This is a genomic window from Kitasatospora arboriphila, from assembly GCF_039528095.1.
Lineage (GTDB): Bacteria > Actinomycetota > Actinomycetes > Streptomycetales > Streptomycetaceae > Kitasatospora > Kitasatospora arboriphila.
On the sequence record NZ_BAAALD010000016.1, the window covers coordinates 18,730 to 33,784 of the forward strand.

Annotated in this window: 10 protein-coding genes; 9 read left to right on the forward strand and 1 reads right to left on the reverse strand. The window is 74.2% G+C overall.

Going from position 1 to position 15,055, the window contains the following annotated elements; genetic code table 11:
• Positions 1–60 precede the first annotated feature (60 nt).
• The 5 genes from ABD353_RS11365 to ABD353_RS11385 all read left to right on the forward strand — a co-directional run bounded on the left by ABD353_RS11365 (position 61) and on the right by ABD353_RS11385 (position 9,453).
• Entirely contained in the window at positions 61–1,122 is a 1,062-nt protein-coding gene (locus ABD353_RS11365; RefSeq protein ID WP_344623399.1) for a patatin-like phospholipase family protein, read from the forward strand.
• A gap of 131 nt (positions 1,123–1,253) precedes the next feature.
• Entirely contained in the window at positions 1,254–1,763 is a 510-nt protein-coding gene (locus tag ABD353_RS11370) for a DUF6912 family protein (protein WP_344623459.1), read from the forward strand.
• A 30-nt stretch (positions 1,764–1,793) separates the two neighbouring features.
• Positions 1,794–2,453 carry an HAD family hydrolase gene (locus ABD353_RS11375; RefSeq protein WP_344623400.1) on the forward strand — a complete coding sequence of 220 codons (660 nt, stop codon included), beginning with the start codon at positions 1,794–1,796 and terminating at the stop codon, positions 2,451–2,453.
• A 162-nt stretch (positions 2,454–2,615) separates the two neighbouring features.
• Positions 2,616–4,196, forward strand: a complete 1,581-nt coding sequence (locus ABD353_RS11380) for an aldehyde dehydrogenase family protein (protein ID WP_344623460.1) — start codon at positions 2,616–2,618, stop codon at positions 4,194–4,196.
• 316 nt (positions 4,197–4,512) lie between these two features.
• Positions 4,513–9,453 carry an NAD-glutamate dehydrogenase gene (locus tag ABD353_RS11385; protein ID WP_344623401.1) on the forward strand — a complete coding sequence of 1,647 codons (4,941 nt, stop codon included), beginning with the start codon at positions 4,513–4,515 and terminating at the stop codon, positions 9,451–9,453.
• 75 nt (positions 9,454–9,528) lie between these two features.
• On the opposite strand, the gene ABD353_RS11390 is transcribed toward ABD353_RS11385, so the two are convergent.
• A complete protein-coding gene (locus tag ABD353_RS11390) occupies positions 9,529–10,080 on the reverse strand; it encodes a Pycsar system effector family protein (protein ID WP_344623402.1) in 552 nt (183 codons plus the stop codon).
• Between the two features lie 277 nt (positions 10,081–10,357).
• Here ABD353_RS11390 and ABD353_RS11395 point away from each other — a divergent pair, with 277 nt between their 5' ends.
• From ABD353_RS11395 to ABD353_RS11410, 4 genes are all read left to right on the forward strand, one after another.
• Complete coding sequence (locus tag ABD353_RS11395; protein WP_344623403.1) at positions 10,358–11,041, forward strand: Crp/Fnr family transcriptional regulator; 684 nt, start codon at positions 10,358–10,360, stop codon at positions 11,039–11,041.
• Between the two features lie 100 nt (positions 11,042–11,141).
• Complete coding sequence (locus tag ABD353_RS11400) at positions 11,142–11,897, forward strand: hypothetical protein (RefSeq protein WP_344623404.1); 756 nt, start codon at positions 11,142–11,144, stop codon at positions 11,895–11,897.
• On the forward strand, positions 11,894–14,002 hold the full coding sequence (locus ABD353_RS11405; protein ID WP_344623405.1) for a hypothetical protein: 2,109 nt from the start codon (positions 11,894–11,896) through the stop codon (positions 14,000–14,002). Before ABD353_RS11400 ends, ABD353_RS11405 begins: the two co-directional genes overlap by 4 nt.
• A 21-nt stretch (positions 14,003–14,023) precedes the next feature.
• Positions 14,024–15,055 (forward strand): hypothetical protein (locus tag ABD353_RS11410; RefSeq protein ID WP_344623406.1); only part of this gene is annotated, 1,032 nt, incomplete at its 3' end.

A 15,055-nucleotide genomic window follows, 5' to 3' on the forward strand; every position in this document is an offset into this window, starting at 1 on the left:
GCCGGACCTACCGGCCGGTAGGGCGGAGGATCGGCAGGCGGACGAGCCCAGGGAGGCGGCATGGCGACCGAGGTGACCACCGGCGGCGGACCGGCCGCGGCGCAACGGGCGGGCGGACCCCGGCGCGGGCTGGTGCTCGGCGGCGGCGGCATGCTCGGCGCGGCCTGGACGGTCGGGGCGCTGTGCGCGGTCGAGGAGGCCACCGGCTGGCGGCCCGGCTCGGCGGACGTCGTCCTCGGGACCTCGGCCGGGGCCATTCTCGGCGCGCTGCTCGCGGTCGGCGTCCGGCCGGGCGAGCTCCGCGACCACCAGCACGGGCTGCCGATCACCACCGGCCCGCTGGCCGGCGTCGCGTTCGACTACGACACGGCGGCCGGCGGCGCGCTGCCGCTGCGGCCCGCACCCGGCATCGGCTCGCCCGGCCTGCTCCGGGACGCCGTCCGGCACCCGCGCGAGTACCCCTTCCTCACCATGGTCTCCGCCGTCGTCCCGCCCGGCCGCGGCTCGGTGGCACCGGTCGGCGACCTGGTGCGCGCGCTGCCCGGCGGGGACGGCTGGCCGGACGGCTCGCCGCTGCGGGTGGTCGCGGTGGACTACCGCAGCGGCCGCCGGGTGGTCTTCGGCGACGCCGGGGCGCCGCCCGCACCGATGGCCGACGCGGTGATGGCGTCCTGCGCGATCCCCGGCTGGTTCGCGCCGGTCGAGGTGGCCGGCGGTCCCTACGTCGACGGCGGCTGCTGGTCGGCGACCAACGCGGACCTGATGGTCGGACGCGGCCTGGACGAGATCTACGTGCTCGCGCCGATGGCCCTGCGGCTGCACCCGGAGGGGCGCGCCGAGCCCGGCCGGGGCGCGGTCGCCGCACTGCGCGAGTGGCGGGCCCGGGACCGGCCGCGCGGCATGCTCGCCCAGCTGGTCAGCCGCTACCGGCGCACCGTCACCCGGCAGATGATGCGCGAGGCGCGGCTGCTGCGCTCCTCCGGCACCCGGGTGCAGCTGCTCGCCCCGACCCTGGCCGACCTGGCCGTGATGGGCCCCAACATGATGGACCCGGCCCGCCGGCCCGAGGTGCTGGACTCGGCGCTGCGCACCACCCTGGGGGCGCTCGGCGCGCCGCGTTGACCCGCCGGTGCGCACGGTCTCCGCCGTCCGGGCCGTACGGTGATCACCGGGCCCGTATCCTTGGGGGCGCGGCGGTCGCGGCCCGACGGTCCGCACGACCCAGGACACCACCCAGGAGCGGAGTGCCAGCGATGCGCGTGTACGTGCCCACCACGTTGACCGGCCTGGCGGCCGCGCACCCCGGCGGCGTCCTGGAGCAGGTCGCGGCCTACGCCGTCACCCCCGCGCTGCGCGAGTGGTACGTCAGCGACGACATCGAGGAGCTGGAGTACGCGGCGCTGAACCGTGCCGCGCACGCCTCCGTGCGGCTGCTGGCGGCCGACCCGGCGGCGCCGCGCCGGCGGGTCGTCGTCGCGGTGGAGGTCGCGGACTCCGCGGTCGGCGCGTTCGCCGGCGACGAGTACCAGGACCAGGCCTCGCTCGGCCGGGTGGTGCTGCACGGCCCGGTGCCGCTGGCCAAGGCCGCCGCGGTGCACGCGGACGTCGCGGACGCGGACGTGGTCGCCGACGTGGCGGCCGCGGCCGACGCGGTCGAGGCGGCCGACAAGGGCGACGAGGACGCCCAGTTCACCGTCGACGGCGCCGAGGACCACGAGCTGCTCTGGTTCGCCACCCAGGAGATCCCGGGCCTGCTGGCCTGACCGTCGGCGTCGGCAGGTAGCGTTCCTGGGATGCGCACGCACATCGTCTGGGACTGGAACGGCACGCTCTTCCACGACATGGAGGCCGTGCTGGGCGCCAGCAACGCCGCTTTCGCGACCGTCGGGCTGAACCCGCTCACCCTGCAGGAGTACCGCGAGCTCTACGAGATCCCGATCCCGCGCTTCTACCAGCGGCTGCTCGGCCGGGTGCCCAGCCAGGCCGAGTGGGAGGCGCTGGACGACGCGTTCCACGACCGCTACCGCGAGCTCAGCCCGGACTGCGGCCTCACCACGGGCGTTCCGGACCTGCTGAACGGCTGGCTGGCCCGGCCCGGCCGCAGCCAGTCGCTGCTGTCGATGTACGAGCACGAGCGGCTGGTGCCCGTGGTGGACGCCTTCGGGCTGACCGACCGGTTCCTGAGGGTGGACGGCCGCACCGGCGCCTCCGGCGGCCGCAAGGCCGGCTTCCTGGCCGCCCACCTCACCGCGCTCGGCCCGGGCCTGGAGCCCGCCCGCACGGTGCTGATCGGCGACGCCGTGGACGACGCGCAGGCCGCCTTGGAGTCGGGGATCCACGCGGTGCTGTACACCGGCGGCTCGCACACCCGGGAGAAGCTGGAGGGCGTCGGCGTGCCGGTGGTGGACTCCCTCGCCGAGGCCGTCGCGGTGGCCGAGGAACTGGCCGGCTGACCGGCCGACCCGGCCGACCCGGGGCGGCGCCGCCGGTGATCGCGGCCGGCCGGGCTCGGCGGGTGCGGCCGGGGGCAGGCGTGTCGGCGGGCCCGGATCCGGGCGGCTGCGGTCAACCTGGTGGGGCAGCCGTCACCGGAACGAGCGGAGCCCCGCATGCCCCTGGACGCCGTCACCCGGGTCCCCGTCCCCCTCGGCGAGCCGGTGCGCGGCCACGCCCCTGGCAGTGCCGAACGGGAGCGGCTGGAACGCCGGCTGGACGAACTCGCCGCCGAACCCCTGCCGCTGCCGATGACGATCGCCGGCGAGCTGCGGTTCGGCGGCGGCGAGCGGATCGACGTCGTCCAGCCGCACCACCGCGCCGCCCGGCTCGGCGTGCTCGGCAGCGCCACCCACGAGGACGCCCGGCTCGCCGTGGACGCCGCGCTCGCCGCCGCCCCGGACTGGCGGGCCCTGCCCTTCGACGAGCGGGCCGCCGTCCTCCTGCGCGCCGCCGACCTGCTGGCCGGCCCCTGGCGGGAGACCCTCGCCGCGGCCACCGTGCTCGGCCAGTCCAAGACCGCCCTGCAGGCCGAACTCGACGCCGTCTGCGCCCTCGCCGACCTCTGGCGGTCCGGGGTGCACACCGCCCGGCGGATCCTCGCCGAACAGCCCGCCTCGCCGCCCGGGACGTGGCGGCGCGCCGACCACCGGCCGCTGGACGGCTTCGCCTACGTGCTCACCCGGTTCGACTCCACCGCCGCCGCCGGGTACGCGGCCACCGCCCCCGCCCTGATGGGCAACACCGTGGTCTGGAAGCCCGCGCCAGCCCAGACCTTCGCCGCCCACCACCTCATGCGGCTGCTGGAGGCGGCCGGACTGCCGCCCGGCGTGGTCAACCTGGTCACCGGCGACGGCCGGGCGGCCTCGCAGGTCGCCCTCGCCAGCCCCGCCCTCGCCGGACTGCACTTCACCGGCACCGCCGCGGCCTTCCACGGCCTGTGGACGGAGATCGCCGCGCACCTCGACCGCTACCGCAACCGGCCGAGGATCACCGGCGATACCGGTGGCAAGGGCTTCCTGCTCGCCCACCCGTCGGCCGACCCGGACCTGCTGCGCACCGCGCTGGTCCACGGCGCCTTCGCCCACCAGGGGCAGGGCCGCTCCGCGCTCGGCCGCGCCCACCTGCCGCGCACCCTCTGGCGGCGGATCCGCGCCGACCTCCTCGCCGAGGTCGACGCACTGGCCGTCGGCGACGTCACCGACCTCGGCACCGCCATGGGCGCGCTGATCGACGGACCGGCCTACGAGCGGACCCGCGCCGCGATCGAGCGGGCCGGACGCGACCCGGGCACGGAGCTCGCGGCCGGCGGCCAGTACGACGACGCCATCGGCTGGTTCGTCCGCCCGACCGTGCTGGACTGCGCCGACGGCCGCGGCGAAATCTTCCGGACGGACTGCCCCGGCCCGGTCCTGGCCGTCCGGGTGTACGAGGACGCGGACTGGGAAGCCGCCTTGCACCGGGTGTGCACCGACGCCCCGCAGGCACCGACCGGCTCGGTGCTCGCCCGGGACCGGTACGCGACCGCGCAGGCCGTCGACCGGCTGCGGTTCGCCGCCGCCGGCCTCCGCGTCAACGGCGGGCCGGGCGGCACCGTCGACCGCGCCGGCGCCGCCGCCGACCTGCTCCGATGGACGTCCGTCCGCGCGGTCGAGGAGGCCTTCGGGGCGCCCGTCGGTGACAGCCGGACGCACCTGGGGTGACGGGACGGAAACAGCTGACAGGGGCTGACGCGAAGTGACCCGCCGGTTTGGACAAGGTGTCCAGTAGGGCGTCGGCATCCTGCAGGATTGCTCCTCCGTGTCCCCTGACACCTTCGTTTCATCAGGTTAGGCTGACTGGCGTCGCCGGGCCTTCCCCCGCTGGCCAAACGAGCTGTCGTACCCAGGTGCAGGGCTTCTCATGCGTGGCACGAGCGGTTTTCGCCCCCGGGATGCGGGAGCATTGCGGACAGACCCGGCGGTGCACACCCAGCCATCACCGAGTCACGCAACGGCGCGCGACAGGAGCCAAACAGTCATGCAGACCAAGCTGGACGCAGCCAAGGCCGAACTGCTCACCAAGGCAGCAGCAGCCGCTGAGAACAGCCAGGTGGGGGGAGCGGCGCCAGGGGAGGGTCTGAGCAACGGTGCTCTGGCCGCGTACCTGCACCACTACTACCTCCACACCGCGCCCGAGGACCTGGTCGACCGCGACCCGGTCGACGTCTACGGCGCGGCCGCCTCCCACTACCGGCTGGGCCTCAAGCGCCCGCAGGGGACGGCGGAGGTCCGGGTGCACACCCCGACCGTCGAGGAGAACGGCTGGAGCTGCGGCCACACCGTGGTCGAGGTCGTCACCGACGACATGCCCTTCCTCGTGGACTCGGTCACCAACGAGCTGACCCGCCTCGACCGCGGCATCCACCTCGTCGTCCACCCCCAGCTCGCCGTCCGCCGCGACATCACCGGCAAGCTGCTGGAGATCCTCGACATCGACGCCTGCTCGCGCAGCCAGGCCGCCGGCGCCGAGTGGCCCGCCGACGCCGTCGTCGAGTCCTGGATGCACATCGAGATCGACCGCGAGACCGACCGCGCCGACCTCCGCTCCATCGAGACCAACCTGCGCCGCATCCTCGGCGACGTCCGCGAGGTCGTCGAGGACTGGTCCAAGATGCGCGACTCCGCGCTGCGCCTCGCCGACGAGCTCGCCGAGCAGCCCCCGGCCCACCTGCCCGAGCAGGAGGTCGGCGAGGCCTGGGAGCTCATGCGCTGGCTGGCCGACGACCACTTCACCTTCCTCGGCTACCGCGAGTACGACCTCGTCGAGCACGAGGGCGAAGAGGTCCTCAAGGCCGTCGCCGGCACCGGCCTCGGCATCCTGCGCGCCGACCCGCTGAGCCACGACAGCGACCACCACCCGGTCAGCGAGGCCTTCGGCCGGCTCTCCGCCCCCGTCCGCGCCAAGGCGCACGAGAAGAAGCTCCTCGTGCTCACCAAGGCCAACAGCCGCGCCACCGTGCACCGCCCCGCCTACCTCGACTACGTCGGCGTCAAGCGGTTCGACGCCAACGGCGAGGTCGTCGGCGAGCGCCGCTTCCTCGGCCTCTTCTCCTCCGCCGCGTACACCGAGTCGGTCACCCGCATCCCGGTCGTCCGCCGCAAGGTCCAGGAGGTCGTCTCCGGCTCCGGGTTCTCCGGCGACAGCCACGACGGCCGCGACCTGCTGCAGATCCTGGAGACCTTCCCCCGGGACGAGATGTTCCAGACCCCGGCGGCGGAGCTCCAGGCCATCGCCACCAACGTCCTCTACCTGCAGGAGCGCCGCCGGCTGCGGCTGTTCCTCCGCCAGGACGAGTACGGGCGCTACTTCTCCGCGCTGGTCTACCTGCCGCGCGACCGCTACACCACCCGCATCCGGCTGCGCCTGACCGAGATCCTCAAGGAGGAGCTCAGCGGCGACGCGATCGACTACACGGTGTACGCCACCGAGTCGGTCCTCACCCGCCTGCACTTCGTCGTCCGGGTCGCCCCCGGCGCCGAGCTGCCGCAGCTCACCGACGCCGAGGTCGAGCGGATCGAGGCCAAGCTCGCCGAGGCCGCCCGCTTCTGGATGGACGGCTTCAACGACCAGCTCCACATCGAGCTGGGCGAGGAGCGCGCCGCCGAGCTCGCCCACAAGTACGCCAACGCCTTCCCCGACGGCTACCGCGCCGACTTCACCGCGCGCACCGCCGTCGCCGACCTCAAGCAGATCGAGGCGCTGCACGGCGAGGGCGACTTCCGGCTCAACCTGTACCAGCCGGTCGGCGCCGGCGACGACGAGCGCCGCTTCAAGATCTACCGGGTCGGCGGCCCGATCTCGCTCACCGAGGTCCTGCCCGTGCTGCAGCGCCTGGGCGTCGAGGTCCTCGACGAGCACCCGTACGCGCTGCGCCGCTCCGACGGCACCACCGCGTGGGTGTACGACTTCGGCCTGCGGCTGCGCGAGGCCACCGAGCTGACCGACGAGGCCCGCGAGCGCGTCCAGGAGGCCTTCTCGGCCACCTGGACGGGACGCGCCGAGAACGACGGCTTCAACGGCCTCGTCCTCACCGCCGGCCTGACGTGGCGCCAGGCCATGATGCTGCGCGCCTACGCCAAGTACCTCCGCCAGGCCGGGAGCACCTTCTCCCAGGACTACATGGAGGACGCGCTCCGCAACAACGCGCACACCACCCGCCTGCTGGTGAACCTCTTCGAGGCCCGGCTCAGCCCCAGCCACCGGCTGGGCGCCGACGAGCTCACCGAGGGCCTCATGGAGGAGCTCGACGGCGCGCTCGACGAGGTCGTCTCGCTCGACGAGGACCGCATCCTGCGCTCCTTCCTGCACCTCATCAAGGCCACCCTGCGGACGAACTTCTTCCAGCACGCCGACGACGGCGACCGGCACTCCTACGTGTCGATGAAGTTCGACCCGAAGGCGATCCCGGACCTGCCGGCGCCCCGCCCGGCCTTCGAGATCTGGGTGTACTCCCCGCGCGTCGAGGGCGTCCACCTGCGCTTCGGCAAGGTCGCCCGAGGCGGCCTGCGCTGGTCCGACCGCCGCGAGGACTTCCGCACCGAGATCCTCGGCCTGGTCAAGGCCCAGATGGTCAAGAACACCGTCATCGTGCCGGTCGGCGCCAAGGGCGGCTTCGTCGCCAAGCAACTGCCGGACCCGTCGGTGGACCGCGACGCCTGGCTGGCCGAGGGCATCGCCTCGTACAAGACCTTCATCTCGGCGCTGCTCGACATCACCGACAACCTCAAGGGCGGCGAGGTCGTCCACCCGGTCGACGTCGTCCGCCACGACGAGGACGACACCTACCTGGTCGTCGCCGCCGACAAGGGCACCGCGACCTTCTCGGACATCGCCAACGGCGTCGCCGAGTCGTACGGCTTCTGGCTGGGCGACGCCTTCGCCTCCGGCGGCTCGGCCGGCTACGACCACAAGGGCATGGGCATCACCGCCCGCGGCGCCTGGGAGTCCGTCAAGCGGAACTTCCGCGAGATCGGCGTCGACACCCAGACCGAGGACTTCTCCGTCGTCGGCATCGGCGACATGTCCGGCGACGTCTTCGGCAACGGCATGCTGCTCAGCGAGCACATCCGGCTGGTCGCCGCCTTCGACCACCGGCACATCTTCCTCGACCCGAACCCGGACGCCGCGGTCTCCTACGCCGAGCGCCGCCGGCTGTTCGACCTGCCCCGCAGCTCCTGGGACGACTACGACAAGTCGCTGATCTCCGCCGGCGGCGGCGTCTTCCCGCGCACCGCGAAGGCCATCCAGCTCTCCCCGCAGGTCCGCGAGCGGCTCGGCGTGCAGGCGGCCAAGATCACGCCGGCCGAGCTGATGAAGGCGATCCTGCAGGCGCCCGTCGACCTGTTCTGGAACGGCGGCATCGGCACCTACGTCAAGGCCTCCACCGAGACCAACGCCGAGGTCGGCGACAAGGCCAACGACGCGATCCGGGTCAACGGCAACCAGGTCCGCGCCCGGGTCATCGGCGAGGGCGGCAACCTCGGCTGCACCCAGCTCGGCCGCATCGAGTTCGCCGCGAGCGGCGGCCCCGAGGGCACCGGCGGCTGGATCAACACCGACGCCATCGACAACTCGGCCGGCGTCGACACCTCGGACCACGAGGTGAACATCAAGATCCTGCTCAACCAGGTCGTCGCCGACGGCGACATGACGGTCAAGCAGCGCAACGCGCTGCTCGCCGAGATGACCGACGAGGTCGGCCGCCTGGTGCTGCGCAACAACTACGCGCAGAACGTGGTGCTCGCCAACGCCGTCGCCCAGGCCGCCAGCATGGTCAACGTGCACGCCCGCATGATCAACCGGCTGGAGGCCGACGGGCAGCTCGACCGGGCCCTGGAGTTCCTGCCCGTCGAGAAGCAGATCCGCGAGCGCCAGCAGGCCGGCCGCGGGCTCTCCCAGCCCGAGCTGTCCGTCCTGCTCGCCTACACCAAGATCACGCTGGCCGACGAGCTGCTCGCCACCGACCTGCCCGACGACCCGTACTTCCGCGACGCGCTGCACCTGTACTTCCCCAGCGCGCTGCGGGCCCGGTTCGCCGACGCGATCGACAACCACCCGCTGCGCCGGGAGATCATCACCACCCTGATCGTCAACGACACGATCAACCGCGGCGGCTGCACCTTCGCCTTCCGGCTCCGCGAGGAGACCGGCGCGACGATGGAGGAGATCGCCCGCACCCACGCGGCCGCCCGCGCCGTCTTCGGCCTGGAGCAGCTCTGGGACCAGATCGAGGGCCTGGACAACAAGGTCGCGGCCCGGGTGCAGATCAAGATGCGCCTGCACGTCCGCCGGCTCGTCGAGCGCGCCACCCGCTGGATGCTCAACAACCGGCGCCAGCCGCTGGACATCGCCGGCACCATCGAGTTCTTCCACGACCGGGTCAACCAGGTCTGGGAGAGCCTGCCCAAGCCGCTCCGCGGCGAGGACCTCGGCTGGTTCGAGGCGGTCTACGAGGAGCTCGCCGCCGCCGGCGTGCCGGACGAACTGGCCAACCGGATCGCCGGACTCTCCTCGGCCTTCCCGACGCTCGACATCGTCGGCGTCGCGGACCGCTCCGACTCCGACGTGATGGAGGTCGCCGAGCTCTACTACGACCTCGCCGACCGCCTGCAGATCACCCACCTGCTGGACCGCATCATCGAGCTCCCGCGGACCGACCGCTGGTCCTCGATGGCCCGCGCCGCCATCCGCGAGGACCTCTTCGCGGCGCACTCCGCGCTCACCGCGGACGTGCTGGCCTGCGGCCCCGCCGGCTCCTCGCCGGAGGACCGCTACAAGGCCTGGGCGGACCTCAACGGCACCCTGCTCAGCCGCGCGAAGACCACCCTCGACGACATAAGGGGTTCGGACAACTACGAGCTGTCCAGCCTCTCGGTCGCGATGCGGGTCATCCGCACCCTGCTGCGCACCGGCCGCTGACCCGGCAGCTCCCGCGGGGGCGGACCGTCCGAACCGGACGGTCCGCCCCCGCGGCGTTCCGGCTGCCGCCCGGCCTCAGACCTCCAGGGCCGCGGCCACCGCCGCGCCGCCCACCGCGACGAAGGCCGCCAGCAGCAGCCGCACCGCCCGGTCGACCCAGTCGAACTTGGTGCCCGCGATCCGGGCGTTCGCCCACACCTGCCCGGCGATCTGCGCGGTCAGCGCGGCGGGGTCCGCGAGCAGTCCGGCCAGCGGCTGCGCCAGGCCGTCGGCCGTCGCACCGCTGCGGACGATGTGGTCGAAGTAGATCAGGCTCGACGCGGCGCCCTCCCCGCGTCGGCGCGGATACAGCGCCGCCCCCGCGCAGCCGGCCGCGGCCAGGACCAGCACGGCGGCGACCACCGTCGCGGACACCGCCCACGCTCCCGGTCCCTTCCCGCCGCCGACCAGGTTGAACAGCACGCCGCCCAGCACACCGGCCGCCGCCAGGACGACGCCGGCCTTGGTGTCGGCCTGGTTGATGGACGCGGTGACGCCGTCCAGAACCCGCCACGCGTGTCCCACGCTGCCGGAGTCGGCGGCGGCCACCGCCGCGACCGGACCTTCGGCGGGTGCACCTGCTTGCATGTCGATCCCCTTCCCCCTCGTGCCGGGCACGACGTGCGCATCGGCCGGCCCGCCGTCCCCTCCCGGTCGGCGCGACACGGTGCACCGTACCTGCCCGGCAGCGGTCGCGGCGGAACCTCCGAGGAGGCGCCGCAGGTGCCCCGCGGCCCGGTCGGGGCGACTTCGCCGGAGTCGCCCCGAAGTCGTCCGAAAGTGTGTCAGAGTTGCTTCCCGGCAAGCCACTTGATGGCGGCACGGGCCCCGTGACGGGTCCCGTGCGTGCCGGGCGGGAGGGGTTGTGCCGGAGGACCGACCCGTCTGGCCCGACCGGAGCTTCCTGGGCACGCTCGAGCGGACCGCGGAGCAGGACCTCCTGCGAGCGGGCCGGGAGCGCGTCTTTCGGCGAGGAGAGACCATCCTGGACCACGGTGACGACAGCAGGCACCTCGTGCTCCTGCTGTCCGGCCTTGCCAAGGTCGTCGGATCCGCGGCGCCGGGGTACGAAAGCGTGCTGGCACTGCGGGCGGGCGGGGACCTGCTGGGCGAGATGGCCTTCCTGACCGGGATGCCGCGCTCGGCGAGGGTCGCGGCCGCCACGGCGGTGCGGGCCCGGGTCGTCCCGGCCGACGCCTTCACCCGCTTCCTGGCCGCGCACCCCGCGGCCGCGACGGCCGTGGCCGAGACGGTGACCCACCGGCTCAGGGCCGCCAACGAGCGGCGGGCCGAGTTCGGGGCGCTGGCCGCGCCGGCCCGGATCGCGCACACCCTCGCCGACGTGGCCGACGTCTACGGGCCGACCCCCGGCACGGGCTGGGTCGTCGGCCCGGAATGCACCCAGGCCGACCTGGCGTCGCTCGCCTCCGTCTCGGTCCGCACGGTCGAGAAGGTGCTGCGCGTCCTGGAGGAACGCGGCCTCGTCGAGCGCCGGCGACGGGCGCTCGTGGTCAAGGACCCGCGGTCGCTCCGCGGGGCGCAGGGCTGAATCCGTCTTTCCCGCCTGGGCGGGAAACGTGCCTCCGCCTGCGTGGAAACGTGTTGCCGCGCCCTGGCGGCCCGATCGCGGGCGCGGTGGAAGGAGAACAGTGAACGACAAGGACCGCTTCGCGCGGCATCTGGTCCTCGGTGTGGACGCCAAGGGCTACAGCGGTCACGACGCGGTCGGCCAGGACGAGCTGCAGAAGACCCTGCTCGGACTGCTCGACCGCGCGGCGCTGGCCGCAGGGCTCGACCGCAGCCGCTGGACGTGCCAGTACCAGGGGGACTGCGAGTTCTCCCTCGTCCCCCAGGACCAGCCGGAGCCGCGGATCGTCGACGACTTCATGCGTGAGCTCGACGCCGCCCTCGACCGCCACAACCACAGCCGGCTCCCCGAGTTCCGGCTCCGGCTCCGGGCCGCCGCGCACTTCGGCGTGGCGTACCCCTCGGACACCGGCTTCGCGGGCCAGGCGGCGGTCGTCGCGGCGCGCCTGCTCAACAGCGACGAGCTGAAGGCCGCACTGGAGGAGACGCCCGACGCGGACCTCGCCCTGGTGCTGTCCGACCGGGTCTTCACGGACATCGTGGCCAACCGGCACGTCTCCACCCGGCCGTCCGACTTCCTCCGGGTCGGGCTCGAGCTGAGGGACTACACCGGCGCGGCGTGGATCCGCCTCTTCCGGCGGAGCCGGCCGACCGCGCCGGACCCGGCGGCCCCGCAGGCCCGGGACGGCGGCGCACCGCGGAGCACGGCCGACGCGCCGGCCGCCGAACCCCTGCGGGCCCAGGTGCAGAACACCTTCCACGGCCCGGTCGAGGCCGGAGTGATCGGCATCAACCTGGGCGGCGGGAACCTCCGGTGAGCGGCACCGACCGGCCCGCCGAGCCGGCGCCAGACCCAGGGCCGGACCGTCCGGACGGCGCGCCGGAGGCCGCGCGGACACCCCAGGCGCAGGAGCCGGCGCCGGCGGAGACCGACACCGACCCGTCGGAACCGGACGAGGCGCAGGTACTCCAGAACATCAACAACTTCTACGGCCAGGTCGTCGTCGAGGGAACCGTCGGTATTGCCACGGCCGCCCGGTCCGGCCGCCGCAGCGGCAAGGTCGCGACCCTGGAGATCGCCAGGGTCGAGCGGTGCTACCTGCCGCCGGACGCCCACCCGGTCGCGGCCGGCGTCCTGCGCGACCGCCACCTGGTGATCCTCACCGGGGTGGAGGGGACCGGCCGGGCCGCCGGCTCGACCATGCTGGCGCACCAGTTCCGGGCGGCCGACGGCGAGATCCTGCGCCTGCCGCCGACCCGCACGCTGGAGGAACTCGCCGACACCGGCTTCAAGGCCGGCACGGTCTACGTGGTGCAGGACTGGTCGCCGGCTGGCGGCGAGGGCGCCTCGGCCACGCTGTTCGACGCCGAGCAGCTGTCCGGACGCCTGCGGTCCGCGCGCTCCCGCCTGGTCATCACGGCGGCACGCGGCAGCGCCGCCGTCCGCCACCTGCCGCAGTTCACCGTGCCGTGGACGACCGTGGACCCGGAACGCCTGCTCGCGCACTGCCTGGACCGGCTGGCCTGCCCGCGGCTGGACGCCGACGACCTGGCCAGGCTCACCGACCGGGCACGCCAACTCGCCCGGCCCGCCCGCATCGTGGAGCTCGCCGAAGGCCTGATCGACGGCGTCGACGCCGCGCTCGCCGCGGTCGCCGACAACGACGCCGCCCGGGTGCAGGCCTGGTTCGACGGCGCGGCGCCCACCCGCCGGACCCTCGCCGCCGTGGCGACCCTGGCGTTCTTCTCCGGCGTCGGGCTGCACGGCTTCGAGCGGCTCTCCGACGAACTGGACCGCCTGATCACCGCCCACCTGGGCGCCGAAGCACCGGCTCCGTCGGATCCGGCGGAGGCGGCGCCGTTCCCGCAGACCAGGGCCACCCTGATCGCCGAGTCGGGGCTGGGCGAGTTCCTCGCGGAGGAGGCGTCCGACCGCCCGTTCGGCTCGGAGCACCGGCCCGCCTTCCGCACCGGGCACCAGCAGCAGCTGTTCATGGCCGAGCTGTTCCGCCGGTACGGCACCGAACTGTGGGACCCCGTCCGCGCCTGGCTGGCCGGCGTGGTGCAGCGGCCCCTCGGCCCGGAGCACTTCGCCGTCGCCCGGGGTCTCGCGGCACTGTGCCGCTGCAACCCCGCCGAGGTGACCGTCCACCTCGACGGCTGGGCCGCCGGCCGGCTCCCGCAGCGCTTCACCGCCGTCGGCGTGCTGTGGGCGATGGCGCAGGACGACCTGCTCGCGCCGCTCGCCCTGCAGACCGCGGTCGGCTGGGCCCGGAACAGGGGACAGCAGCGCGCCATGACGGCGGCCGTGGCCCTCGGCGGCGTCCTCGGCCAGCGCTACCTGTCCGAGGCGCTGCGCTGGCTGTGGGTGCTCTCGCTGCGCGGGGACAGGATCCGGCCGTTCGCCCAACGGGCGCTCGGGCACCTGCTCGGCGTGGAGGCGGACGCCGCCTCCGGGTCGAGCGCCGTCCCGCGGTTCCTGCTGAGCAAGGTGCGGCCGCTGCTGCGGCCCGGGGCCGACGCCACGGACCGGCGGACGGCCCTCACCACCGTGCTGTCGGTGTTCGCCATGCCGCTGCCCGACTCGGACGTCCCGGTGGTCGCCCGGGTCGTCCGGGAACGGCCGGTCGACATCGCGTCGATCGCCGAGGTGTGGGCCACGGCGATCCACAGCGGCCCGCACCGGCTGGAAGCCGTCACCGTGCTGCGCCGCACCCTGCACTCCCTCGAACAGCGCGGCGGTCCGTCCTCGGCCGCCGCCCGCCTGGGCGCCGAACTGCTGCCCAGGCTCCCCCCGGACGCCTACCAGGTCGTCGCCCGGGCGCTCACCCAGCCGCGGTGGGACCCCGAGGTGTCGCACAGCGTCCTCAAGGCCTTTCTCGACAGCCGCGCCGACAGGCCGGCCCACCCGTCCCTCCGTTGACCGAACACCGGGAATCACGCCGTGGAACGACCGTACCCAGTCATTCAGGAGAGGCTTCTCGAAGCCGTTCCGAAGAGGTTTCTGACCGCCCGCCGCCGTCCGCTCTCCGACCTGCCCGAACGCAAGCCCGGCACCGCCCTCGTCCTGCACGTCGGAGGGCGGTGCGTCGAGATGGACGTCGGCCACCGGCTCACCGGGGCCGAGGAGGAACTGCTCGAAGCGACCTCGGTGAGCGTGGTCGACCTGCGTCCGAGGACGATCGTCGTCGAGCTCAACGTCCCGTCCGCCGACCCGGCGGACAGCTTCGACATCCACGTGGTCTTCCAGGCCACCGTGGTCCGCGCCGACATCGCGGCCCAGAACGGCGCCGTGGACCTCGCCGGCGAACTCCGCCGCTACGTCCGCCGGGACGGGAAGCTGCTGAACATCGGCAGCAGCTACCGGGTCTCCCAGATCACCGAAGTCCGGGAGCTGGTGGAGGCCCGGGTCGAGGCGTACTGCCAGCTGCTCCCGTACGAGGACGCGCCCGGTCTGTCGGTCACCTTCCGGCTGGCCGAGGTCGACACCCCGACGGACCTGCGCACCCAGGCGGTGGCCGTGCGGAACGAGACCTGGGAGCAGCAGATCGCCGCGCTGCGCAGCCGCGGCGAGGACGCGGAGATCGGCCGGATGACGTCCCTCGTCCGGCAGGGCCCCGACGCGCTGACGGCGCTCGGCCTGGTGCGCGGCGAGTACGGGCTCGGGGAGGCCATCCGGGCGTCGCGCGAGGACGAGGCCACCGCCCGCGACCACATCATGCAGGCGCTGCAGATCCTCAACGAGAACAAGCAGCTCGACTTCGTGGACGCCCAGCGGCTGGTGGACAGCCTGGTCGACCAGATCACCCGTCCGGTCGGGGGGCCGGGCCCCCCCCCGGCCCCGGGGGCCCCGGGGGGGGGGGGGGGGGGCCGCCCCCCCCCCCCCCGGGGGGGGACCCGGCCGCGGCGGCGGGCTGGGCCGCGGGTGCGACGGCGCCCGTGCCGGTGCCGGAGCCGGTGGCCGGGGTGGCGGCGG

Bases quoted from the DNA above. Each gene is read 5' to 3' on its own strand.
- ABD353_RS11365 (WP_344623399.1), top strand. From the start codon at position 61: ATGGCGACCGAGGTGACCACCGGCGGCGGACCGGCCGCGGCGCAACGG.
- ABD353_RS11370 (WP_344623459.1), top strand. From the start codon at position 1,254: ATGCGCGTGTACGTGCCCACCACGTTGACCGGCCTGGCGGCCGCGCAC.
- ABD353_RS11375 (WP_344623400.1), top strand. From the start codon at position 1,794: ATGCGCACGCACATCGTCTGGGACTGGAACGGCACGCTCTTCCACGAC.
- ABD353_RS11385 (WP_344623401.1), top strand. From the start codon at position 4,513: ATGCAGACCAAGCTGGACGCAGCCAAGGCCGAACTGCTCACCAAGGCA.
- ABD353_RS11390 (WP_344623402.1), bottom strand. From the start codon at position 10,080: ATGCAAGCAGGTGCACCCGCCGAAGGTCCGGTCGCGGCGGTGGCCGCC.